The following is a 23,460-nucleotide window of genomic DNA, read 5'->3' as shown; positions in this document are numbered from 1 at the left end:
CATAGTCACCACTATGATCCTCAAAACCGTGAAAATTTGGCCTCGATTCCCCACTCGGCTCGCTACGGACGCTCAAGTCCGACAGCCTCCTAGGGAAACGCCGATTAATGGCAGAAGGCCTTTAATCAGCGCTTCTTAGTCGTAGATCACGTAATGCCGGTTGGGCTCGATCTCGTGGGTGGTGCTCTCCCCGTAGGGCCAGCGCACCGTCAGGCTGTCGATCTTCTCCCCTTCGGCCAGTCCGAAGTGCAGCACCTGGGGCTGCATGCTGTCCCAGACCCCGCCGACCGCCATCTCCCGCACCTGAATCCCTCGGTTGGTGCGCAGCTCGACCCGGCTGCCAATGCCGTAGTAATTCCCCCGCTGTGAACGCAGCTCCACCACCACCGCGTCGCCGCCGAAGCGCCCTTCAAGGTGGATGGGGGGGGTGTAGAGGTTGTTGATGACCAGATCCCCGTCGCCGTCGCCATCCAGGTCGGCGGCGATCACCCCCCGGTCCTCGTCGAGGAAATCGACCCCGTAGAGCCTGGCTTGGTTGACCAGGGAGGGGTGGCCGGGGGTGCTGTGGTTCATCAGCAGCGCCGAAACCGCGTTGCCCGCCGAAATCGCCATCCCGGTGGTGATGAAAAGGTCTTGAAAACCGTTGTTGTCCAGGTCGAAGGGGAAGGCGGCCCAGGACCAGCCGGTGAGCGCCGCGTTGTCGTTGCCCAGCACGTCGAGGTAGCGACCGTCGGGGGCGAGCTTGAGCAGGATGTTCTTCTTCACCTTGCGGGGGAATCGCTCCACATCCTGTTTGAACTTCTCGGGGTGGGCGAGGCTGTAGGCAGGGTTGTCGACCAAGTAGCGGCAGCGGTTGCGCTCCTCCTGGTTGACCACCTGGTCGCACAGTGCCCGATCCCCCGTTCGCACCGCCCGCCGGAAGGTTTGCAGCTCCAGGCAAAGGTCGCGATGCAGCCCCGGGCGCAGTTGGGTGCAGTCATGGGACAGCAGATCTTGGTTGCGCACGATGGGGGTGAAGAGATCGTCGTCCACCTCGGCGCTGAGGTATTCGCCGTAACGGGTCCGGAGGGTCAGGACGTCGAGGGAGATGCTGTTTTCCCAAATCTCCAGGGCGCCGTCGTTGTCGGCGTCGATCCCCATGTACCCCATGCTGGTCAAGCTGTTGTATTCGATGTCGCGCCTGGGGATCAGGGCAAAGATTCCATCGGCGCCCATGAAGTAGCTCAGATCGGGTTGCAGATCGTTGCCGAGCAAAAAGTCGGGTCGTCCGTCGCCGTTGAGGTCGGTGAACATGGCGGTCATCCCGGCATGTTCCTCGAACGGCTGGGGGAAATACTCGGTTTTGCGCTCGCGCCAGTCGCCGTTGCCGCTGATCCAAAACTGGTTGGCCACCCCGTCGGAACGCATGTAGGAGGAGGGCGGTTTGTCTGCTTTGTGCCAGTCGTGGGCCAGGGCGATGTAGGGGTCGAGGATGCGGTCGCCGTTGATGTCGATCAGGGCGTCCCCCCCCAGGGTTGCCCGGACCGGATGGGGGAACATCTTGGCCAGGACGAAGGTGCGGCTCGCGGGATCGAAGCGGTAGAGCCGATTGGGCGGCGCCGTGGGATCTTCGTAGGGGTTGAACGAAATCAGCAGGTCGAGGTGGCTGTCGCCGTCGAAGTCGGCCAGGGCGATTTGATCGACGTTCCCCTTGGGCACGGTCTCGAAGAGCTGCTCGGTCGCCGCAAAGAGGGAGCCTTCGCCCCGGTTGATCAGAATCGTCAGCCCCCGCCCCAAAACGCCCAAAGCCAGATCAAGCTTGCCGTCGTGGTTGATGTCCCCGGCGGAGATGGGGCCATGGTAGGTGTAGTCCATGCCGATATGGCGCCGCCGCACCCGTGGGGTTAGCAGATCGAGCACCCCCGAAATGCGGGTAAAGCCGTGATCCCGGGGTTGGGGGGTGAGGGGGGCCGAAACGGCGTGGGGATCCTCCCACCGGGTTTGGTACCAATCGGGTCGGCCATTCCAGGCGATGGGCTCGCTGGGCAGGGCGACCTCGTCGCTGGCCGCATCCGGCGCCTGCGCCTCAACCTGGACGGCGCTGGTCGTGGGGAGTTGGTTCAGGGTGTTGAGGGGGGAAAACGCGACCGCCGCCACCCCGACCGCCACCCCCCCCAAAACGTAGCGCCAAGCATGTGCGCGCCGCGCCTGCCCGATCCGCATCAAGGGGACGAACATGCTGACGATGAACAGCGCCAAAAACATGGTGATGTCGCGGGCGCCGAAGGTCGGTTCCAGGACGGTGGTCAGGGTGGCGATGGCCACGGCGTAGAGGATCTGGTAGCCGGGGTGGTCGGGGGTGGAGCGGGGGTCGGTCAGCATGAAGTAGATGAAGAGCAAAAAGCTGCCCGACACCAGGGTGAAGAGGATCTCGGTGGTGTTGTGGGTGATGAAGGTGTAGGTCAGCGCCAGATAGGCGGCGGTGAAAACCAAGGGGATCAAAACCCGCCCGACTCGGTAGGTAATGAATAGCCCCAGCACCGTCATCGCCGCCCCGAGCCACCACTGCCCCCCCCACTGTTCGGGGGTGGTGTAGGTGGCGTAGGGGAAGAGCATGAGTCCGGCGACCACCGCCACGTTGGAGGGATTGAAAAAGTGGCGACCGTCGATGCGCAGCCAGTGTTTCTGGGCAAGCGCCAGGACAACGACGATCAGGTAGATCTCGAACTCGACCGCCCGCAGCAAAAAGGCGACCCCCAGGGCGGTGTTGACCGCCGAGTAGGAGAAAAAATCGAGGCGACGGGCTTTGAGGTAGATCAGCAGGTGATCGACGGCGATGGCGAAACCGACGATCAGTCCGGTCTCCAGCCAGGTGATCGGCAGGTTGAGCAGCAGCTTGCCCACCGCGAACAAAAAAATCAGGTTGAGTAGCTGATGGCGCTGGATCGTGGCGGGATCGAGGGAGCGCCAGGAGGCGACCGGGCCGCTCAACATAGGGGACATGGGGGTTCCATCGTTGGGGTCGGTGGAGGCAGTGGCCAAGAAAAACGCCCCACCGGATCCGGTAGGGCGCTGTATTTATCGCATGGTCGCTGAATCAGGAGGGTCCAGCCGCATTGAATACAGTTTCACCGGACCCGAATACCGACTTCCCTTCGGTTTCACACGCACTTTCAAGATCGACGATCTTGGGGGGAGGGGCTTTTTCGGTTAGGCCCTGCTTTACAAAGGGCAAACCGAGCAATCTTCAGCGAGCGAAAAAAAGGGGGGATCCGAAGATCCCCCCGCTGATTACCCCTCTTTGGTCACGGTTTTACGCCGCTGCCACAGTGCGTTCCATCTTCGTCCCACCCGGTTTTTCGTCCCGTCGATCAGGCTGTAAACCACTGGCACCACCACCAGGGTGAGCAGGGTTGAGGTGACGAGTCCGCCGATCACCGCGACCGCCATCGGGGCCCGGGTTTCGGCGCCGGGGCCGGCCCCCAGGGCGATGGGGAGCATGCCGGCGATCATCGCCAGGGTGGTCATCAAGATCGGACGCAGCCGTACCGCCCCCGCCTCGATCAGCGCCGCATTGCGCTCCTTGCCCTCGTGCCGCAGGGTGTTGGTGTAATCGACCAGCAAAATGGCGTTTTTCGCCACCAGTCCCATGAGCAGCATGATCCCGATCATGGTGAAGATGTTGAGCGAGTAACCGGTGACGAAGATGAAGCCGACCGCCCCCACCAGCGCCATCGGGATCGACATCATGATGGTCAGCGGATAGAGGAACGACTCGAACTGGAAGGCGAGCACCAGGTAGATCACCGAGACGATGGCCAGACCGGTGAGCCCCATATTGATTGCGGTCTCCTCCATCATTTCGGCAAACCCGGCGAACTTGCCCTGCACGCCGGGGGGCAATAGCTCCTTCTCCTTGTCTTTGACCACCTTGATGGCGTCGCCCAGCGGGTAACCGGGGGCGAGGTTGGCGGTCATCAGGATCGACCGGCTGCGGTCGGTGCGGTTGATGACGGTGGGGCCGTCGCCATGCACCACCGTCACCAGATTGGCAATGGGGATCAGCCGTCCGTCGGGGGTGCGGATGTTCATGGCGGTCAACTGAGCCGGATCGCGCCGGTCTTCAGGTTTGAGCCGCATGACGATGTCGGCCAGTTCACCCTTTTCGCGGTATTGGGTGATGACGTCGGCCCCGGCGTTGAGCCAGCGCAGGGTCTGCCCCAACTGTGCCTCGCCGATTCCGGCATCGGCCAGGGCCAAGCGGTTGGGAACGAAGCGGATTTCGGGACGGGGGTCGGACAGGTTGGTGTCGATGTCGACCATGCCGCCGCTCTGCTCCATCACCTTGCGGATTTTGGCCGAGGTCGCCGCCAGTTCGTCCAAATCGGGGCCGGTCAACACATATTGCACCGGCGCCTGCGAGCCTCCGGCGTCGACGTCGCCGATCAGCATGACCGAGGATTTCCCCCCCGGCGGCAGTTGCGGAATCGCCTTACGGACCTGATCCATAATCAGATCTTGGGAATCCCGGGGTTCGAGCATGGCGTCGGTGAGTTTGACGTAGATCTTAGCCATCTCGACCTGGCCTCGGGCATCGGAGCCGATGCTGGCGGCGGTGTAGGCGATGCCGTGGATCGATCCGATGGCCGCCTGCACCCCCTCGACCACCCGCTGGGTCTCTTGGGGGGGGGTGCCGGGGGCGAGTTGCACCTCGACGTTGAATTGCCCCTTGTCTTGCGGGGGGAGGAATTCGCTGGGGACCATGGGGAGGATGGCGAAGGTGGCCATGAAGGCGGCGCCCGCAATCGCCATGGTGATGATCCGGTGACGCAGCGCCCAACCGATCAGGGTGCGGTAGCGCTCGGCGGCGGTGTGATGGATTTTTCCCATCATTTTCGCCCAGCGATTGGTCGGTTCGTCCCCCAACACCCGTGATGCGAGCATCGGGGTCAGGGTCAGCGACATCAGCAGCGAAATCCCGACCGCCATCGCCACCGTCAGCCCGAATTCCCGGAAGAACTGCCCCACCATCCCCGCCATGAAGGCGACTGGAATAAAGACCGCCACGATGGCGGCGGTGGTGGCGATGACCGCAAAGCCGATCTCGCTCACCGCCTCGCTGGCCGCCACCCGGGGCGCCTTGCCCATCGCCTTGTGACGGTAGATGTTCTCTAACACCACGATGGCGTCGTCGATGAGCAGCCCCACCGAGAGCGACAGCGCCAGGGTGGTCATGTTGTTCAGGGTGAATCCGGCCATCTCGATGGGGAAGTAAACCCCAATGATGGCGGCGGGCAGTGCCAGGGCGGCGACGAAGGTGGCCCGACCGTCCCCCAGGAAGGCGAAGATGGTCAGGATGGTCAGCAGCGCCCCAATTCCCAGGGTGAAAAAAACCTCGTCGATGGAGCGTTTCACAAACACCGAGATGTCGGAGGCATCGAAGATCTCGATCCCCTGCGGCAGCTCCTGGCGCACCTGGTCCATCGCCTTGTGGACCGAGGCGGCCAACGCCACGGTGTTGGTGCCGCTCTGCTTGCGCACCTCGACCAAAATCCCCGGTTTGCCGTTGAGCATGGCGAACGAACGGGCCTCTTCGGCGCCGTCGCGCACCTTGGCCACATCCCCCAGCCGAATCACCCGTCCCCCCCGGTCGCTGACCACGATGTCGGCCAGCGCCTGCGGGTCGTCATACTCCCCATCGAGGTAGAAGCCGTATTCCCGATCCAGCGCCTGCAACCGGCCCGAGGGGATCTTGACCGGATGGACCTTGAGCGCCATGGCCACGTCGTCGGCGCTCAGGCCGTAGGCTTGCAGATGGCCCCGGTCGAGCAAGATTTCGATCTGCCGCTCCTGCCGCCCGACCATGTTGACCCCACCCACCCCCGGCAGGCCGCTGATCCGGTCTTTAATCCGCTTTTCGACCAGATCGCCGAAAGCGACCGAATCGATGTTGCCGGTGACGAAGAACGACATGATCGCCTGGGAATCCATGTCGAACTTGCTCACCACCGGGATCTCGGCCCCCTCGGGGAGCTGCCCGACCGCCTCTGAAATCCGGTCGCGCACATCCTGGGCGGCGATGTCGAAATCGACCCCGAGCTCGAATTCGCAGGTCAGGATCGAGACCGAGTCGGACGAGACCGAGTAGAGGTGCTTCATCCCCCCGATCCCCGAGACGGCGTCCTCTAGAATCTTGGTTACCCGGCTTTCGACGATGTCGGTATCGGCGCCGGGGTAGAGGGTTTTCACCGCGACGATGGGGATGTCGACGTTGGGGAAGAGGTCGACCCCGAGTTTAAAAAAGCTCGATAACCCCGCCAGGATGATGGAGAGGGTGACCACCCAGATCGCAACCGGGCGGCGGATCGAAAAATCGGCCATTTGCATGGTTTATTCCCCCGCAGCCGGAGCCAATTCGACGGTGGCGAAGAGCCCCGGAATCACCCCCTCGGGCGCCTCGGGCAGCTCGATCTCCACCGTGAAGGTGCGGGTGGCCGGGTCCACGTTTGGGGCGCGGCGGGTGATGGTGCCGCTCAGGGTTTGCCCCTGGGCTCGGATCACCACCGGGGTTTTCGGCTTCCACAGGGCAAATGCGGCGGCGGGGGGGTGGGCCACCGCCTTGAGGGGGCGGATTTTGAGCACGGTGATGAGCGGTTTCATCGCCTCGCTCATGTCGCCCACGTCGCGCACCCGTTCTGAAATCACCCCGTCGAAGGGGGCGACCAGTTTCGATTGTTCCAAGGCGATCTTGGCTTCGGCGACCGCCGCTTCGGCTTGATCCCGTCCCGCCTGGGCCGCCTTGAGTCCCGCCTCAAGACCCGCCAACTGCATCTCGATCTCTTCGAGTTTCTGGGTGGCCGCCGACCCTTTTTGCGCCAGTTGGGCGATCCGCTCCCGGTCGCGCCGGGCCTGGGCAAGTTGCACCTCGATCTGGCCGATGTTGGCGCCTGCCGATTTCAGCCCCGCCTCGGCCTGGGCCAGACGGGCGGCGATGGCGCGGGTATCGAGGGTGAGCAGCAGATCGCCCCGTACCACCCGGTCGCCCACGTCGTAGGTGATGGCGGTGATCGTCTCGGAGGCCTTGACGTACAGACGGGCGGTGGCGGCAGGTTCCAAAGTCGCCGGCAGTTCGACGGCTAGGGCGTTTTGGGCGAGCAGCAGGGCCCCCAGGGGGGCGAGCATTTTGATAGAGGTCATGATCGTTCCGGTGACGTGTTGGTGATGGGGGGTGCGCCGCACCCATTTGAAGATGTGCAAAGGTCGAGATGAACCAAGGGGGTCAGGCCATCGCCATGGTTTCGGCCCGATCCTTAACCATGCGGTTCATGGCCCGAAAGCCAGGCAGGGTCACCGCCCTTAATTTGTGGCGGAGCACCGGCAGCAACAGCCCGCCGAACATGGCGCGATGGATGAAGTGAATCCCACCACGCGGACTGGGACGGATTTCAAAACCGTGCTCCCCGTGATAGAGCCCCGGTATCCACAGGTGCCCTTTCCAGCTTAAGTAGCGCCCGGGTTCGACCTGTTGAACCACCGGTCGCAGCAGACGGTGCGAGCCATCCCCCTTGTAAAAGGCGACTTCGATTTGGCTTCCCGCATTCAAATCGCCCGAGATCCCTGCAATCAGGGGGTTCCATTTGGGGTATTCGGCGGTGTCGGTCAGCACCCGCCAGACGATGGCGGCGGGGGCGTGAATTTCGATCTCGGTACGCAGTTCCATCGCGACCTCCTTTCAAAGAACGATCATTGCACCGGATCGGGCAACAGTTGGCCCACCATGCGGGCCCAGCGGGCGCGGGCCTCGGCCTTGTCGAAGTGGGCCTGAGCCTGGTCGGCGCGGGCCTTGGCCAGCAGGCTTTGGGCCTCGACCACATCGGTGGAGGTCGCCAGCCCCTGAGAAAACCGCTCCGAGACCACCCGCAGGTTTTCTTCGGCGGAGCGCACCGTGGTGGCGGCCGCTTTTTCTTGGGCGGTGGCCGCCTCGAAATCGAGCCGGTAGCTCAGGGCTGCCAACGCCACCTGCTCCTCGGCATCGCGCAGGGTTGCCTCAAGTCGCTGCCGTTCGGCCTGGGCCTGGGCGACTTTGGCGCTGCGGCTCCCCTCAAGATCGGGGTTCCAGTTCATGCCGACAAACCCCGAGACCACCTGAGGGTAGACGTTGGTGCTGTTCTGCTGGGTTTTGTTGGTGTAGCTCGCCCCCACGAACACGGTGGGGTAACCCTGGGATTCGAGGCTGGCGATGCGGTCTTGGCTGGCCTCGATGGCGTGGCGCAGCGCCTCGATTTGGTCGCTGAACGGTTTGGCATCGTCGGGCAGGGGGGTGGCCAGGGGCTCGGAGACTGGGTCGATTTCGGTTCCGGCGGGCAGCCCAATCAAACGGTCGAGATTGGCCTGGGCCAACTTGACCCCGTGCTGCGCCTGAATCTTGGCGTTCTCGGCGTCCCCCAGCCCCACTTGGGCCCGAAGCAAATCGTTTTTGGGGATCATCCCCTGCTCGAAGAGATCGGTGGCGGTGCGCAGATGGCTTTGGGCCGCATCCTCAAAGGCCAGGGCGACCCCCAGCATGGTGCCTGCCCTCTTGAGGCCGATGTAGGCGCGCACCAAATCCTGGCGCAGGGCGGCGCGGGCCTCGCGGACCTCCAGCGCCTTGGCGGTACGGCCCGCCTCGGCGGCATCGACCCCGGCGCCGATTTGGTCGAACAGGTCGATCACCCATTGCACCTTGGCCTCCACCTCGGCCCAGTATTGATCCCCCATCGGTACCTTCATCTTGCCGCCGCCCCCCCCCAAGGCGCTCAGGTCGAACTCGGTGGTGGGGGGGTGATCCAGGGCGACCGCCTTGGCGCTGACCGAGATCTGGGGGCGACCCGCCGCCTCGACCTCGCTGACCATGGCGGCCGCCCCCTCCTCCTCGGCGACTTTGGCCGCCAGGGTGGGGGAGTGGGCCTCGGCTCGGGTCCAGGCATCCTCCAAGGTCAGGGGCAGGGGGGCGGCGTGGGCGATGGGGGCGGCTAAAACGGCGGCAAGAACCAACATGCGGCGCATCACGGGGTTGCTCCTGCCTCGGGTGTTTCCGAGGGTAGATAGGGGGTCAAAAGCTGCAAAAAGGCTTGGTCGATGCGCTCTGGGCTCAGGTCGCAGGCCCAGGTGGCTCGCAAGACTGCGCCGTCGAAGGTGAGCATGGTCAGGTCGACCAGGGTGGCGAGGGTGGCCTCGGGGATCTCGGCGCCCAGGGCAGCCCGGTACCAGGTGCTCAACCGCTTTTGCCAGGTGGAGATCTGGGCATGGCAGAGGGTGCGCAGTTCGGCGTCGTTGGCCGCCTGGGCGTAGAAGGCGAACGAGGCCTTGATGAGGGTCAGGTTGTCGAAAAGCTGGCCCACCATCAGCGCCCGCACCCGGTGCAGCAGCTCGATGGGGTCGGGCTGACTGGCCTCGATTTCGGCCAACATCGTTTCGATCCCCTGTTCCCAAAGGGCGCCCAGGTCGGCGAACAGCGCCTGTTTGCTGGGGTAGTGCCAGTAGATGGCCCCCTTCGAAACGCCGGCCCGCTTGGCCACCGCGTCGAGGGTGGTGCCGTGAAACCCTTGTTCTGAGAAAACCTCAAGGGCCGCCGCACGTAGTGTCTCTTTGGTTTCTTCAGAACGAGCTTGTTTGGGGGTTTTGCAACAGAACATGGGGGTCTCCCGACGCTGACAACTAAAAAACCGACCGGTCGGTATGTTATGAGCCGTTGAGACGATGTCAACGACAAAACCGACCGGTCGGTATGGTTTACTGCAAGGTCGAAGAGGTCTGGGGGGTGAAGCGGGGGTCGGGGGTGTAGAGCAAACGGCCAGAATTGCCGCTGCGTTTGACGGCGTACATCGCTTTGTCGGCGGCGGCCAGTAGTAAATCTTCGTCGTGCCCGTGGTCGGGGAACAGGCTAATGCCGATGCTGATGCCGACCGGTCGATCACCCGAGGGGAGCGGGAAGGGGCGCTGAAATTCGTCGAGGATCTTGTCGGCGACGATCAGGGCATCATCGATGTGAGCGATGCGGGGGATCAACACAATAAACTCATCGCCTCCAGTGCGGCCAACGGTGTCGGAATCGCGCAGCGTGCGGCGTAGGCGGCGGGCCGCTTCGCGCAATACCCAATCGCCCGCTTGGTGTCCGAGGCTATCGTTAATCCGTTTGAATTCATTCAGGTCGATGTAGAGCACCGCCAGTTGGTGCTTGCCACGTCTTGCCTGCTTCACCGCTTGGTGCAAACGATCATAAAGAAGCACCCGGTTGGGCAGATGGGTCAGGTGGTCGAAATGGGCCTGGTGGCGCAGCTTTTCTTGGGTATCCAGCAATTCGGCTTCGGTTTGTTTCTGGGCATGCAGGGTGCGGCTCAGGCGACGGTTGAGCCGGGTCAGCTCCCAGGATTGCCGTTTGTGCAGCCAGTCTCCATGACTGCGAAGCCCCTCATACAGCACCACAAGAAAGGCCAGACTGAACTGAGCCCCGATCAGATAGAGCAAGGTGGGTAGGGGAAACGGGGAATGCATCCACCCCCCCCATTGGGCCAGGGCGACGGCAACCTGGGCGGCGAGGAAGGCCAGGGTCCAGACGATCCCCCGCGCCATGCCTTGCAGCGCAAAACAGGCCAGGATGACCCCGGCCAACCAGACCGGCGCCGTATCTTGATATCCTCCGTTGAGCAGCAAAAAGAGGAAGAAAGCCAGCAGAACCAGCAGGGTGCGGTTGCTCACCGCAAGCAAGTCTTCCTTGCCGCGCAGCAAACGCAGATTCAAGGCCAGCACCAGGGCGACCGAGAGTTTCAACAGCCCGAGAAGAACCAGCCCCTGGGAGAGGTAGAAGGCGCCAAAGCTGAGAAAAAGAACGATCCCCAAGCCGGTGGCAAGGCGGGTCAGGACCAGTAAGCGCTCGTCGGCCTGGGACAGATCGCCGAAATAGCGATAGAGGGCCCGGTGGATGCTGCGTTCAAGGCGACGTTCGATCCGCATGGGGGTTTTCCTTTACCCTTATGGTCCGTCAGGAGGAGGGATCGACCTGATGGGACAAAGGGGGCAGGTAGTTCAAGTGCTCGATTTTGAGTTTGGGGTTGGACCCCCGCCCCTGCAAATGAACGTTTATTCAGGTTTCACACCCCTTAAGTGATTGAAGGTACACAAGAACCATGACCGAAACCGTCGGATATCACCCCGCCTTCGAGGCGGTGCGAAGTGAATTCATCCCCACGTTAAATCTCACCCTGCAGGAGTTCCGCCACATCAAGACTGGGGCGCGTCATCTACATCTGGCGGCCGACCAAGACGAAAACGCCTTCCTCGTTGCCTTTCTGACCGTGCCCCAGGATTCCACCGGAGTGGCCCACATCTTGGAGCACACGGCGCTGTGCGGCAGCGAGCGTTTTCCGGTGCGCGATCCGTTTTTCATGATGCTGCGCCGCTCCTTGAATACCTTCATGAACGCTTTTACCTCTAGCGATTGGACTGCCTACCCCTTCGCCAGTCAGAACAAAAAAGACTTCAACAATCTACTTGAGGTCTACCTCGACGCCGCTTTCTTCCCGAGCCTCGACCGGCTCGATTTCGCCCAAGAGGGGCACCGGCTGGCGCCGGTCGATCTGGCCAATCCCGAGGGGGAGTGGGCGATCAAGGGGGTGGTCTTCAACGAGATGAAGGGGGCGATGAGCTCGCCTACCAGTGCTCTGTGGCAGGAGCTGCAAACTGCCCTCTTCCCCACGACCACCTACCACCACAACAGCGGTGGTGACCCGGCGGAGATTCCCAATCTAACTTGGGCGCAGCTCAAGGCTTTTCACGCCACCCATTACCACCCCAGCAACGCCATCTTCATGACCTTCGGCAACATCCCCGCTGCCGAACATCAGGCGACGATGGAGCGGCTGGCACTGTCGCGGTTCGAGCGACTCGACGGCGATTGGGCGATTCCCGACGAGCGGCGACAAACCGCCCCCTCCACCGTCGAGGCGCGTTACCCCCTGGACGAGGAGGAAGAGGAAGAGGGGGGCGAAGGGGGTGGGTTGGCTGAAAAAACCCACATTGTGCTCGGTTGGTTGTTGGGCCGCTGCGCCGATCCCCTAGAGCTGCTCGAAAGCCACCTGCTCACAGGCATCTTGCTCGACAACTCCGCCTCCCCCCTGCGCCATGTGCTTGAGACCAGCGACCTGGGCACCGGCCCCTCGCCGGTGTGTGGTCTGGACGATTCGATCCGCGAGATGGTCTTCGCCGCCGGGGTCGAAGGCTCCGAACCCGAGCATGCCCAGGCGGTGGAGGATCTGGTGTTGGGGGTGCTGAATGAGGTCGCCCACGATGGGGTCGATCCCGAGTTGGTCGAGTCGGTGTTGCATCAGTTGGAACTGTCGCAGCGCGAGATCACCGGCGACCGCTTCCCCTACGGTTTGCAGTTGATCCTGCGGGCGTTGACCCCGGCGCTGCATGGGGGCGATCCGGCCCAGGCGCTGGAGATCGATCCCATCCTCAAAACCCTGCGCAGTCGCATCGAAGATCCGGCCTACATCCCCGGTTTGGTCCGCCGTCTGCTGCTCGACAACCCCCACCGGGTCCGCCTGACCATGCAGCCCGATCCCGACCTGAGCCGGGATCGGATGGAGGCCGAGCAGACGAAGGTTGCCGAACAGGTGGGGGCCATGAGCGCCGAGGAGCGGCAAGGGTGGATCGAGCTCAACCAGGCACTTGAGGAACGGCAAAACCGGCAGGACGACCCCGGAACCTTGCCCAAAGTGGGGATCGAGGATATTCCTGCCGGGATCAAGGTGGTCGAGGGGGAGCAGGGGGTTGCGGCAGGAATGCCGCTGACCCGCTACGCCCAGGGAACCAACGGTTTGGTCTACGAGCAGGCTATCGTCGAGCTTCCTGATCTGCCCGACGAACTGGTGGAGTGGTTGCCGCTTTATACCGATCTGCTCACCGAGGTGGGGGTCGACGGGCGCAGCTACCGGGAAACCCAGGCCTGGCAGGCGCTGGTCAGCGGCGGCATCCATGCCAGTTGCGGGGTGCGCAGTGCCATCGACGATCTTGATCGGACCAAAGGCTTTTTCGTCCTTTCGGCCAAGGCACTCGACCGCAACGGTGGGGCGATGACCGAGCTATTGGAGCGCACCTTTTCGGCACCTCGCTTCGACGAGCGCGAACGCTTGGGAGAGCTGGTTTCTCAGCTGCGCTCCATGGGTGAGGAGAGCGTGGTGCGCAACGGCCACCAATATGCCATGAACGCCGCCAGCCAGGGGATGAGCCCCTCGGCGGCCCTCGACCATCGCTGGAGCGGGCTGGCCTCGATACAAGAACTCAAGCGGCTGGATAAACGGCTCAGTCGGGGCGAGGGGATCGAGGCGTTCAGCGCTGGCTTGAGCCAAATCCATCAGGCTTTGATCGGCGCCCCCCGTCGCCTGCTGTTGATCGGCGAGGCGGGGCAGATCGACCCGCTGCAACAGACGATGGATCGGCAATGGGGGCAAGCGGTAGTGGGGAGGGAGATCTTCCCGTTCGCCCCCAAGGGGGTGCCCACCCAAGTGCGGCAGGCATGGCTCACCAGTACCGACGTCAGCTTTTGCGCCAAGGCCTACCCCGGCGTTGCGGTTGAACATCCCGACGCCGCACCCCTGATGGTGCTCGCCGGGGTGCTGCGCAACGGCTTTTTGCATCGGGCCATCCGGGAACAGGGAGGGGCCTACGGTGGTGGGGCCAATTACAGTAGTGATGCTGGGGCGTTTCGTTTCTATTCCTACCGCGATCCCCGGTTGAGTGAGACCCTGGCCGACTTCGATCGAGCCATCGAATGGGTTGCGTCGGGCGATTTGCAATGGCGGCAGGTGGAGGAGTCGATCTTGGGCTTAATCGCTTCGATGGATAAGCCGGGTTCGCCAGCCGGGGAGGCAAAAAAGGGGTACCACGCCGCCCTGCACGGTCGTACCCCCATGCAGCGCATGGGGCTGCGGCGCCGGGTGCTTGCCGTGAACGTAGAGGACTTGCGTCGGGTCGCCGCTACCTATCTGCAACCCGAACATGCCAGTACGGCGGTGGTGACCAGTCGCAGCATTTTAGATAACCAAGGATCATCCCTAGATTTAAACCCGGTGGTTCTTTGATCTGGGATGTTGAACGGGGTTGTTTCATCTTTTCACCGCGTCAAAGCATCAAACCATTTGCACCCTTCAGGGTTTGCTGCCAATGTACCGCCGTTTCCCGAATGTTCGGGAATATTGTTTGGTCGTGTAGTTCGCCAGCCGCACGACCGTTGTTTAAAAGATTTTTCGGGAACAGACGGTACCACAGGCTGTACGCGGTCATTCCCAAGGAGGATGCATCAATGGCGATCGGCACCGTGAAATGGTTTAACGATGCCAAGGGGTTTGGCTTCATTTCCCCTGAGAACGGCGGTGAGGACGTGTTTGTTCACTTCTCTGCCATCCAATCCGAGGGTTTCAAAACCCTGAGCGAGAATGATCGCGTTGAGTTCCAGATCGTCCAGGGCCCGAAAGGCCTGCAGGCGGCCGAGGTTCGCAAGGTCTGATCCTCGGTAGACACAAACGCACCAAATTAACCCGGGGCTTCGGCCTCGGTTTTTTTTTGTCTTTCGCGATGAATCGGTAATTTGAGTATGGCGCTGCTTTCCCTGCAAAACATCACCCTGAGCTTTGGCGGCCCCCCCTTGTTGGAGGGGGCAACATTACAGATCGAACCCGGGGAACGGATTTGTCTGGTCGGTCGCAACGGCCAGGGCAAATCGACCTTGATGAAGGTGGTGACCGGCCAAATATTGCCTGACGCCGGGGAGATCGTGCGCTCCTCCGGGCTGCGCGTTGCTCAACTGCCCCAGGAGATCCCCCTTGACCTTCAGGGGAGCGTCTTCGAGGTGGTCGCTTCGGGATTGGGGGCGGCGGGCGGTCTTCTGGCCCGCTATCACCAGATCGGCCATGCCCTATCGGAAGGAGGGGACGAGTCGCTCCTGAACGAACTTGAGAAGGTGCAACACCAAATCGAGACTCAGGGGGGATGGGATCTGCCGCAGCGGGTTGAAACGGTGGTTTCCAAACTCGATCTGCCCGCCGACACCCCCTTCACCGCATTGTCGGGGGGACTCAAACGACGGGTTCTGCTGGGGCGGGCGCTGGTGACCGATCCCGATCTGCTGCTGCTCGACGAGCCGACCAACCACCTGGACATCGCCGCCATTGACTGGCTGGAGGGGTTCCTCAAAGGGTTTGGTGGGGCGCTGTTGTTCATCACCCACGACCGGATGTTTTTGCAGCGGTTGGCGACTCGGATCGTCGAGCTCGACCGGGGTCGGCTGAGTTCCTGGCCCGGCGACTACGCCACTTACTTGGCCCGCAAGCAGGAGTTGTTGGAGGCCGAAAGCCAGCAAAACGCCCTATTCGACAAGCGTCTGGCCCAAGAGGAGGTATGGATCCGCCAGGGCATCAAAGCCCGGCGCACACGCAACGAGGGTCGGGTCCGCCGTCTTGAGGCGATGCGCGAAGAGCGAAAAGCACGACGCAACCTCAGCGGACAGGCCAAACTCAAGGTGGTCGAGGCCGAGCGCTCAGGGGCTCTGGTCGCCGAGGCCGAGGGGGTCGGATTCGCCTACCCCGACGGCAAAAGGGTCATCCGGGATCTCAACACCACCCTGATGCGGGGTGACAAGATCGGCATCGTTGGCCCCAACGGGGCGGGCAAAACCACCTTGCTGCGACTGCTGCTGGGGCAGCTTCAGCCGACCGAGGGGAAGATCAAACTCGGTACCCGGATCGAGGTCGCCTACTTCGATCAGATGCGCGGCCAGCTCGACGAGGAGGCGACGGTGCAGGAGTCGGTGGCCGAGGGGGCCGACCGGGTGGTCATTCAGGGGCAAACCCGTCATGTGGTCGGTTATCTACAAGATTTTCTCTTCGAACCCGACCGAATCCGCCAGCCGGTCAAGGCATTGTCGGGGGGGGAGCGCAACCGCCTTTTGCTGGCCAAACTTTTCACCAAGCCCTTCAACGTGTTGGTGATGGACGAACCGACCAACGATTTGGATGTGGAGACCCTTGAAATGTTGGAGGAGCGGCTGCTGGAATTCAGTGGCACCCTGTTGCTGGTCAGCCACGACCGAGCCTTCCTCAACAACGTGGTCACCTCAACCCTGGTTTTCGAGGGGGAGGGGCGGGTTGACGAATATGTGGGGGGGTACGACGACTGGCTGCGCCAGCGCCCCGCCGCTCCGATGCAAGGATCGGCGCAACCCGACAAACCGGCGGCGCCGACCGCAAAACCAACCCCTGAGCGCACCAAGAAACTCAGTTTCAAGGAACAAAAGGAGTTGGAGAGGCTACCGGGGAGGATCGAGGCATTGGAACAAGAGCAACAACGGTTGCACGAGCAGATGAGCGATCCCGAATTTTACCAACAATCGGGTGAGGTCATCGCCCAGGCTACAAGCCGGGTCGTGGCGATCGAAGAGGAGCTTCTGGCGGCGCTTGAACGCTGGGAGAGCTTAGAGAAACTGGTATAGTGCATCCAACATAGCTCGCCCCCGGCGAGGGGGGCATACATTGCGTATCTTTTTGTGACAGCGAGGACCGCGTCCATGGAGTCGGTTAACAAACCGCACGTTGTTCTGGTTGAAGACGACTTGCTCAGCGCCACCGTGGTTTCGCAGATCTTGGGCCGGTTTTGCCGGGTCGAGCACCTGCGTAGCGGCGAGGTGTTTTTGGCGTCCCTCAGGGCGCCCGATCTTCCCGACCTTGTGCTGCTCGACGTGAATCTTCCGGGGGTGGACGGTTATCAAATTTGTCAGACCCTCAAAGATGACGACGCCACCCGCCACATCCCGGTCATATTCATCTCAAGCAACACCTCGACCGAGGATGAGGAGCGGGGTCTTTCGCTCGGGGCGGTCGACTACATCAAAAAACCCTTCAGCCCCGGCATCGTTCGGGCTCGGGTGCGTACCCATCTCGACCTCAAGCGGCAGCGCGATCTGCTTGAAAAGATGGCCTTCATTGACGGTCTGACCGGTATTCCCAATCGTCGTCGCTTCGACGAGGCGCTACATCGGGAGTGGTACCGCTGCGAGTGTAAGAACCGCCCCCTCTCCCTGCTCTTTGTCGATGTCGATTTTTTCAAGCATTACAACGATTTCTATGGGCACTTTTTGGGCGACAAGTGTTTGCGTTCGGTGGCGGTGATGCTGGAGCAGTATGTGGTGCGCTCGCCTGCCGATTCGGTGGCCCGCTATGGGGGGGAGGAGTTCGCGGTGCTCCTGCCCGAAACCAACTTCGAAACCGCCATGCAGATCGCCGAGCAAGGCCGTCGCCAGATTGAGACGGTACAGATCGAACACCGCGATTCCCGGGTTGGCCCCTGGCTGACGGTCAGCATCGGGGTCGGTTGCCTCGTGCCTCAAGAGAGCTTGCGGCCCAACGATTTGGTGCAGTTGGCCGATTCAATGATGTACGAGGCCAAAGAGGGGGGACGCAACCGGGTACGGGGGGAGCACGGAAAGATCGAACGCCCCCTGGCTACACGTGCTTAAGTCGTTCATAAACCTTCAAGATCTTGGGTAGGGCCCGTTCGAAGGCGGCCACCACTTCGGGATCGAAATGCCCACCGCTCTCCCCGCCGATCCAGGCGAGCGCCTCCTCTACCGACCAGGCCTGTTTGTAGGGGCGCTTGCTGGTCAGGGCGTCGAAAACGTCGGCCAGTGCCACGATCCGGGCGGTGAGAGGGATCGCCCGACCCGCAACCCCCCGCGGATACCCCTTGCCGTCGAAGCGTTCGTGATGCCCCTCGGCAATCTCGATCCCCATGGCAAATACCGGATACCCCAGCGCCACCAGTTGCTCCTCGCTGCGTCGCAGCACCTGCCCCCCGATGGTCGGGTGAAGATTCATGGTCTCCCGCTCCTCAGGGGTGAGCCCGCCCGCCTTGAGCAAAATTGCGTCGGGGATTCCTACCTTGCCGATGTCGTGCATGGGGGCAAACCGCTCCAGAGCCCTTAAATCCTCGGCATTAAAGCTGCCTTGGTAAGCCCCCTCCTTGCTGACCTGCTCTGCGATCAACACCGAATACAAACTCATGCGGATCAGGTGATTTCCGGTTTCGGGATCCCGGTTTTCGGCCAGCTTGGCCAGCCCCTCCAGGGCCGAAATCAACAGACTCTCGGTCACCACCGTTTTTTCGAAGGCGTGGCCGAGTTGCCCCGCGATGTTGGCCAGCAGTTCGAGCTGTTCCTGGTTGTAGGCATGGGGGGAGCGTGAGGCGAGTACCAGCACCCCCTGCCATCCCTCCGGTTGCCCCAGGGGGTAGAAGAGCGCGGAGCCGCGGCCGTCGGCTGCCAGCACCCGGGCGAAGGGGGCGGTATCGCTCCGTTGGGCCGCGGTTTGGGCAAGGTCAGACAGGTGCAGCGGTTTTCGAAGGGTCAGGGCTTGCAGGAGCAGGGTTTCCGACGCTTCGAAACGGTCCCCCTCGTGTAAGGTGGTGGAGCTGGAGGTATGGATTCGCTCCAATTGAAAACGCTGGAGTCGGGGATCGAAGCTCAACCACCCGATCCAGTCGAGGGGGAGTAGGGGGGGGATCTCCTGGGCAACGAAGCGCAGGCTCGCCTCCAGGGTGGTGGCTTGGTTGATCCGGTCGGTCAGCCGAAAGAGCACCCCCAGCCGCTGGGTGAGGTGGTTGATTCCCTGGGCGATCCCCCCCATCTCGTTGCGGTGCCCCACCTCGATGCAGGTTGCGAAATCGCCCTGGGATACCCGCGCCAATCCCGCCATCACCCGATTCAGCGGAGCGATAAAGGTGCGGCGCAGCAAGGTGAGTAGCCCGATCACCACCAACAGCGAAATTCCCAGATCGAGCCGGTTGATCCAAGCCAACATTTTGAGTTTGCCCTCCATCATGTGCTGGAAGGCGTCGGTGAGGTCGCCCGAGACCTGCATCAGGATTTGGCGCTGGTCGATGATGGCGTCGGCGGCGGCACGCAGCGATTCGGGGGTGGGCTCGCGCCCGATGATGGTTTTCAGTCGGGTTTCAAAGCCGAACCAGACGGCGGCGGTGCGATCAAGTTGGTTGATGCTTTGCCGGTTCCAGGAGCAGGTCAGGGGCTCGTCGAGTCCGGTTAACTCGGCGGGGAGGGTCCGCTTTTGGTAGGCCGCGATGATGGCGTCGTACTTGGTCATCTGATTGCGCAGCCCTTGCAGATAGAGGATGTCGCTGTTCATCCAACCCCCTGCCATCAACGATCTGTAGGCGGTGCTGTCGGCCACCATGGTCTGGGCGATCACCCGCAGTTGCCCGGCTAGGTTGAGGATGACGTAATCGTGTTTGCGCAGCTCCACCTCGTACAGGGTGAAGCCGATGGCCCCGGCCAGCAGGGTGAAAATCAACATCATGGCGGCTGAGATTTGCACCGTCAGGGAGCGAAACCAGGGTTTCATGGACTTTCCTTTCAGCACGAAAGCCGGGTGGGACCTTGGGATGAACGTCGACAAAGCGGCGAATCAATCGGCGCCTCCCTTGTGGGTGTCGCATCGAGAGGTCGTTTCTTACGCTGAACCGAGTTCCCGAAGGGAGGGGCCATGCAAACGATTGTCAATCAGGCCTACCAAGTACTGGAACAGGCGGTGGTGCACCTTCGGGGCGAGCCAGTTGGAACCATCGCCAGCCACGACCCCGCCGCCCCTGCCCCCAACTATGCCGAGGTTTTTGTCCGCGATTTCGTCCCCGTCGGGTTGGTCTACCTGCTCGATGGTCGACCGGAAATCGTGCGCAATTTTCTGGCGCTGGTCCTCGACATCCGCGACCAGCTCGAAACCCCCGACGGCCACAAAACCTTGCCCGGGGTGATGCCGGCCAGCTTCAAGATGGTCGAGCGCGATGGGGTTGAGGAGGTTCATGCCGATTTCGGCAACCGCGCCATTGGGCGGGTGGCCCCGGTCGATTCGATGATGTGGTGGTTGATTCTGCTGCGGGCCTACCGACGGATCAGCGGCGACGACCCATTCGTCGCCCGTCCCGAGGTGCAGCGGGGAATCCGCATGATCCTCAACCTTTGCTTGCGCGACCGCTACGAAGTTTTTCCCACCCTGTTGGTCCCCGACGGCGCCTTCATGATCGACCGTCGCATGGGGGTCTATGGCCATCCCCTAGAAATCCAAGCCCTTTTTCATAGTGCCTTGAATGCTGCCCTGGAGTTGCTGGCGTTGGGGGATGAGGAACACGGTGCGTTGCGGGCGATGGTGGCCGCCCGGCGCGACGAGCTTGAGTCCTATGTGCGCAGTTATTACTGGCTCGACCTGGCGCGGCTCAACCAAATTCACCGCTATCCCACCGAGGTTTTCGGGGAGGAGGACAACCGCAATGCCCTGAACATCCATCCCGAGTCGATCCCGGAATGGCTCCTGGAATGGCTCCCCAACGAGGGGGGTTACATGGTGGGGAATGTGGGGCCGGGCCGGATCGACTTCCGCTTCTTTGCCCAGGGCAATCTGTTGGCGGCGTTGTCGGGGCTGATGTCAACGGAGCACAGTCGACATCTGTTCAATCTGTATCAGGCTCGTTGGGACGATCTCATCGGGGAGATGCCGGTCAAGATTCTCTACCCGGCAATGGAGGGGGAGGAGTGGCGATTGATGACCGGATGCGACCCCAAAAACACCCCCTGGTCGTACCACAATGGCGGCAATTGGCCGACGATCCTCTGGCCCTTTGTGGCGGCCGCCTCGGTTCATGGACGGCGCGATCTGGCCCAAAAGGCGTTGGATCAAGCGGCGGCGGTGCTGCCGGGGGAGCAATGGCCCGAGTACTACGACGGCATCCGGGGGCGGTTGGTGGGGCGGCGGGCCAACTTCTTTCAAACCTGGAGCGCGGCGGCGCTGATTTTGGCGAAGAAGATTTTGGACGACCCCGAGGCAACGGTGCGGCTGGGTTTGGTGGCGGCGGACGAACAGGGCTGAGGATTCAGTCGCCGCGCCGGAGCCAGCGGCGACGCATCAGCTTGTCGAGCTCCACCACCCCCACCAGGCTCAGCGCGACCCCTGTCGCCATCAGCCACTGCCAGGCGGTCAACGCCTCGGTGCGAAAGACAGTCTGCAAGGGGGGCCAGTAGACCACCGCAATTTGCGCCAGCATTCCCACCGCCACCGAGAAAAACAGCACCCGGTTGCCGGTCGGATTCATCGAAAAGGCCGAGATGGTTTCGCTGCGGCAGTTGAAGGCGTGAACCAGCTGAAAAAGAACCATGACGGTCAGCGCCATGGTCTGCGCCTGGGCCAAGCTTCCCCCCTGTGCCAGACTCCAGGCGAAGAGCCCCAGGGTTCCCGCCGCCAGGGTTAGCCCCACCCACAACAATCGCCAGAGCAGCACCCGGTCGAGGATGGGGGCTTTGAGTCCCAACGAGGGGCGGCGCTCGACCCCCTTTTCCCCCGGTTCGAAGGCCAGGGCCAGATCCTGAAAGCCGTTGGTCACCAGATTGAGCCAGAGCAGTTGGGCCGGCAGAAAAGGGAGCGGTAGCAGCAGCGCCAACGCCGCGATGATGGTGAGGATCTCCCCCACGCCGCTCGAAACCAGGAAGAAGGTGACCTTGCGGATGTTGTCGAAGACGATCCGCCCCTCCCGCACCGCCCCGACGATGGTGGCGAAGTTGTCGTCGACGATCACCATGTCGGCCGCCTCCCGCGCCACGTCGGTCCCCCCCTTGCCCATGGCAATCCCGATGTGGGCCCTCTTCAAGGCCGGGGCGTCGTTGACGCCATCGCCGGTCACCGCGACCACCTCTCCTTGAGCAACGAAGCGGTCGACGATCCTGAATTTGTCTTGCGGGCTGACCCGGGCAAACAGATTTGCCCCCCCCGTCAGTGCCGCGTCGAGGGCGTCATCGTCCATCTCGGCCAGCATCGCCCCGTCGATCACCCTGGCGTCCTGTCGGTCGACGATCCCCACCCGGTGGGCGATGGCCGCGGCGGTGGCGCCGTGGTCGCCGGTCAGCATCAACACCCGAATCCCCGCTTGTCTGCACTGCTTGACCGCTGCAATGGCCTCAGGCCGAGGGGGATCCTCAATGCCGACCAAGCCGGCGAGGGTCAGTCCGGCCAGCTCCTCTGCATCGAGGGTGGTCGAAGTCAGATCGGGGCGGTAGGCCAGTGCCAGAATCCGGTGGCCAGCTCCGGCCAGGTTGTGGGCCGTGACCAGCGCCGCTTCGCGATCAATGGGTGTGGTCGCTCCGCTTGGGTCGATGGCCCCGATACAACGGGGCAGTACCACTTCGGGGGCTCCTTTGACCAGCACCACCGCCGCGTCGTCCCAACGGTTGCGGGTCGCCATCAACCGCTGCTCCGATTCGAAGGGTAGGATGGCCAATTGGGGGGCGGTCATCCTCAATCCCTGCGGCGGCATTCCCCCCTTGCGGGCCAGCACCAGCAGCGCCACCTCGGTGGGATCACCCTGGATGCGGTATTGCCCGGTCGTTTCATCTAAAAGATGGTGGGCCTCGCTGGCCAGAGCGCCGATGCGCAGCAGCCAGGTCAACGCCGGGTGTTGGCTCAGATCGACCGGCGCCCCCTGGAAGTGGATCTCCCCCTCGGGGTTGTACCCCTCGCCGCTGACGGCGTAGTGGCCCGCCGGGGTCCACAGGGCGCGCACCGTCATGGCGTTGAGGGTCAACGTGCCGGTTTTGTCGGATCCGATCACCGTGGTTGAGCCCAGGGTCTCGGCGGCAGGCAGACGACGAATGATCGCGTGTTGCCGCGCCATGCGGCGGATGCCGATGGCCAAGGTCGCGGTGACCGCGATGGGCAGCCCCTCAGGAACCGCCGATACCGCCAGCGCCACCGCCACCAGGAACATCTCGGTCCACCCCTGCCCTAGGGCGATCCCCACCCCCAAGGTCAGTACCGCCAGCCCCACCACACCGACGGCGATCTGGTTGGAAAATCGGGTCATCTTGCTTTGCAGCGGGGTCGGGGGTGGCAGGGCGGCCCGCATCGAATCGGCGATCCCCCCCAGCAGGGTGTTGCGCGCTGTGGCGACCACCACCCCGACCCCCCGACCGCTTTGCACCGTGCAGCCCATGAACCCCATGTTGCGCCGGTCGCCGGGGGAAAGGTTCAGGCCGGGGATGGGGTGGGTGTGTTTGTCGGTCCCCTGCGATTCACCGGTGAGTAGCGACTCATCGACCGTCAGCCGTACCGCCTCGATCAGTCGCACGTCGGCAGCGAGGATCGAACCCGACTCGAACATCAGGATGTCGCCCGGAACCAAAGCGGCGGCGGGCAGCATCGTCTCCTCCCCGTCGCGGACGACCCGCGCTTGGGGGGCCGAAAGGCGGGCGAGTGCACGGATGGCATGTTCGGCCCGGTGCTCTTGAAAAAAGCCGATGACGGCATTCACCACCACCACCGCCAGAATGACCCCGGTGTCGATCAGATGGCCGATGGCGGTCGTGAGTAGGGCGGCAACCAACAGAATGGCGATCAA

The 23,460-nt window shown here is 62.8% G+C and carries 15 protein-coding genes; 6 read left to right on the top strand and 9 right to left on the bottom strand.

Translation table 11 applies throughout. The annotated features are described in order from the left end of the window. Positions 1–135: 135 nt before the first annotated feature. Complete coding sequence (locus tag AUJ55_04265; protein OIO59122.1) at positions 136–2,973, bottom strand: hypothetical protein; 2,838 nt, start codon at positions 2,971–2,973, stop codon at positions 136–138. Between the two features lie 7 nt (positions 2,974–2,980). On the opposite strand from AUJ55_04265, the gene AUJ55_04260 reads away from it, so the two are divergent. Continuing rightward, positions 2,981–3,193 carry a hypothetical protein gene (locus AUJ55_04260; protein OIO59121.1) on the top strand — a complete coding sequence of 71 codons (213 nt, stop codon included), beginning with the start codon at positions 2,981–2,983 and terminating at the stop codon, positions 3,191–3,193. 77 nt (positions 3,194–3,270) lie between these two features. Here AUJ55_04260 and AUJ55_04255 read toward each other — a convergent pair whose 3' ends face one another. The 6 genes from AUJ55_04255 to AUJ55_04230 all read right to left on the bottom strand — a co-directional run bounded on the left by AUJ55_04255 (position 3,271) and on the right by AUJ55_04230 (position 10,971). Beyond that, positions 3,271–6,366 (bottom strand): hypothetical protein, encoded by a 3,096-nt coding sequence (locus AUJ55_04255; GenBank protein ID OIO59120.1) that lies wholly within the window; start codon positions 6,364–6,366, stop codon positions 3,271–3,273. A 3-nt stretch (positions 6,367–6,369) separates the two neighbouring features. Beyond that, the gene (locus AUJ55_04250; GenBank protein OIO59119.1) at positions 6,370–7,236 is read right to left on the bottom strand and encodes a hypothetical protein; all 867 of its coding nucleotides are present in this window, start codon (positions 7,234–7,236) and stop codon (positions 6,370–6,372) included. A 22-nt stretch (positions 7,237–7,258) separates the two neighbouring features. After that, positions 7,259–7,699 carry a hypothetical protein gene (locus tag AUJ55_04245; protein OIO59118.1) on the bottom strand — a complete coding sequence of 147 codons (441 nt, stop codon included), beginning with the start codon at positions 7,697–7,699 and terminating at the stop codon, positions 7,259–7,261. A gap of 23 nt (positions 7,700–7,722) precedes the next feature. Continuing rightward, positions 7,723–9,024 (bottom strand): hypothetical protein, encoded by a 1,302-nt coding sequence (locus AUJ55_04240; GenBank protein ID OIO59117.1) that lies wholly within the window; start codon positions 9,022–9,024, stop codon positions 7,723–7,725. Beyond that, positions 9,024–9,653: a hypothetical protein gene (locus AUJ55_04235; GenBank protein OIO59116.1), complete on the bottom strand. Its 630-nt coding sequence runs from the start codon at positions 9,651–9,653 to the stop codon at positions 9,024–9,026. The genes AUJ55_04240 and AUJ55_04235 overlap by 1 nt, the downstream gene beginning before the upstream one ends. A gap of 97 nt (positions 9,654–9,750) precedes the next feature. Continuing rightward, entirely contained in the window at positions 9,751–10,971 is a 1,221-nt protein-coding gene (locus AUJ55_04230; protein OIO59115.1) for a hypothetical protein, read from the bottom strand. A gap of 173 nt (positions 10,972–11,144) precedes the next feature. Here AUJ55_04230 and AUJ55_04225 point away from each other — a divergent pair, with 173 nt between their 5' ends. The 4 genes from AUJ55_04225 (at position 11,145) to AUJ55_04210 (ending at position 17,527) form a co-directional block, all read left to right on the top strand. Then, on the top strand, positions 11,145–14,099 hold the full coding sequence (locus AUJ55_04225; GenBank protein ID OIO59114.1) for a peptidase M16: 2,955 nt from the start codon (positions 11,145–11,147) through the stop codon (positions 14,097–14,099). Positions 14,100–14,320: 221 nt separating this feature from the next. Further along, positions 14,321–14,524, top strand: a complete 204-nt coding sequence (locus AUJ55_04220; GenBank protein ID OIO59113.1) for a cold-shock protein — start codon at positions 14,321–14,323, stop codon at positions 14,522–14,524. 87 nt (positions 14,525–14,611) lie between these two features. After that, positions 14,612–16,504 carry an ABC transporter ATP-binding protein gene (locus AUJ55_04215; GenBank protein OIO59112.1) on the top strand — a complete coding sequence of 631 codons (1,893 nt, stop codon included), beginning with the start codon at positions 14,612–14,614 and terminating at the stop codon, positions 16,502–16,504. Between the two features lie 75 nt (positions 16,505–16,579). Further along, on the top strand, positions 16,580–17,527 hold the full coding sequence (locus tag AUJ55_04210) for a hypothetical protein (GenBank protein OIO59111.1): 948 nt from the start codon (positions 16,580–16,582) through the stop codon (positions 17,525–17,527). On the opposite strand, the gene AUJ55_04205 is transcribed toward AUJ55_04210, so the two are convergent. Then, positions 17,514–19,424: a hypothetical protein gene (locus tag AUJ55_04205; protein ID OIO59110.1), complete on the bottom strand. Its 1,911-nt coding sequence runs from the start codon at positions 19,422–19,424 to the stop codon at positions 17,514–17,516. The two genes, AUJ55_04210 and AUJ55_04205, sit on opposite strands and share 14 nt — an antisense overlap. A gap of 141 nt (positions 19,425–19,565) precedes the next feature. Here AUJ55_04205 and AUJ55_04200 point away from each other — a divergent pair, with 141 nt between their 5' ends. Next, positions 19,566–20,942, top strand: a complete 1,377-nt coding sequence (locus AUJ55_04200) for an alkaline invertase (GenBank protein OIO59109.1) — start codon at positions 19,566–19,568, stop codon at positions 20,940–20,942. 4 nt (positions 20,943–20,946) lie between these two features. Here the strand turns inward: AUJ55_04200 and AUJ55_04195 are convergent, their stop codons facing one another. Continuing rightward, positions 20,947–23,406, bottom strand: a complete 2,460-nt coding sequence (locus AUJ55_04195; GenBank protein OIO59129.1) for a hypothetical protein — start codon at positions 23,404–23,406, stop codon at positions 20,947–20,949. Positions 23,407–23,460 lie beyond the last annotated feature (54 nt).

The organism is Proteobacteria bacterium CG1_02_64_396 (assembly GCA_001872725.1).
Classification (GTDB): Bacteria; Pseudomonadota; MNWR01; order CG1-02-64-396; family CG1-02-64-396; genus CG1-02-64-396.
This window is presented reverse-complemented; position numbering and strand designations above follow the sequence as displayed.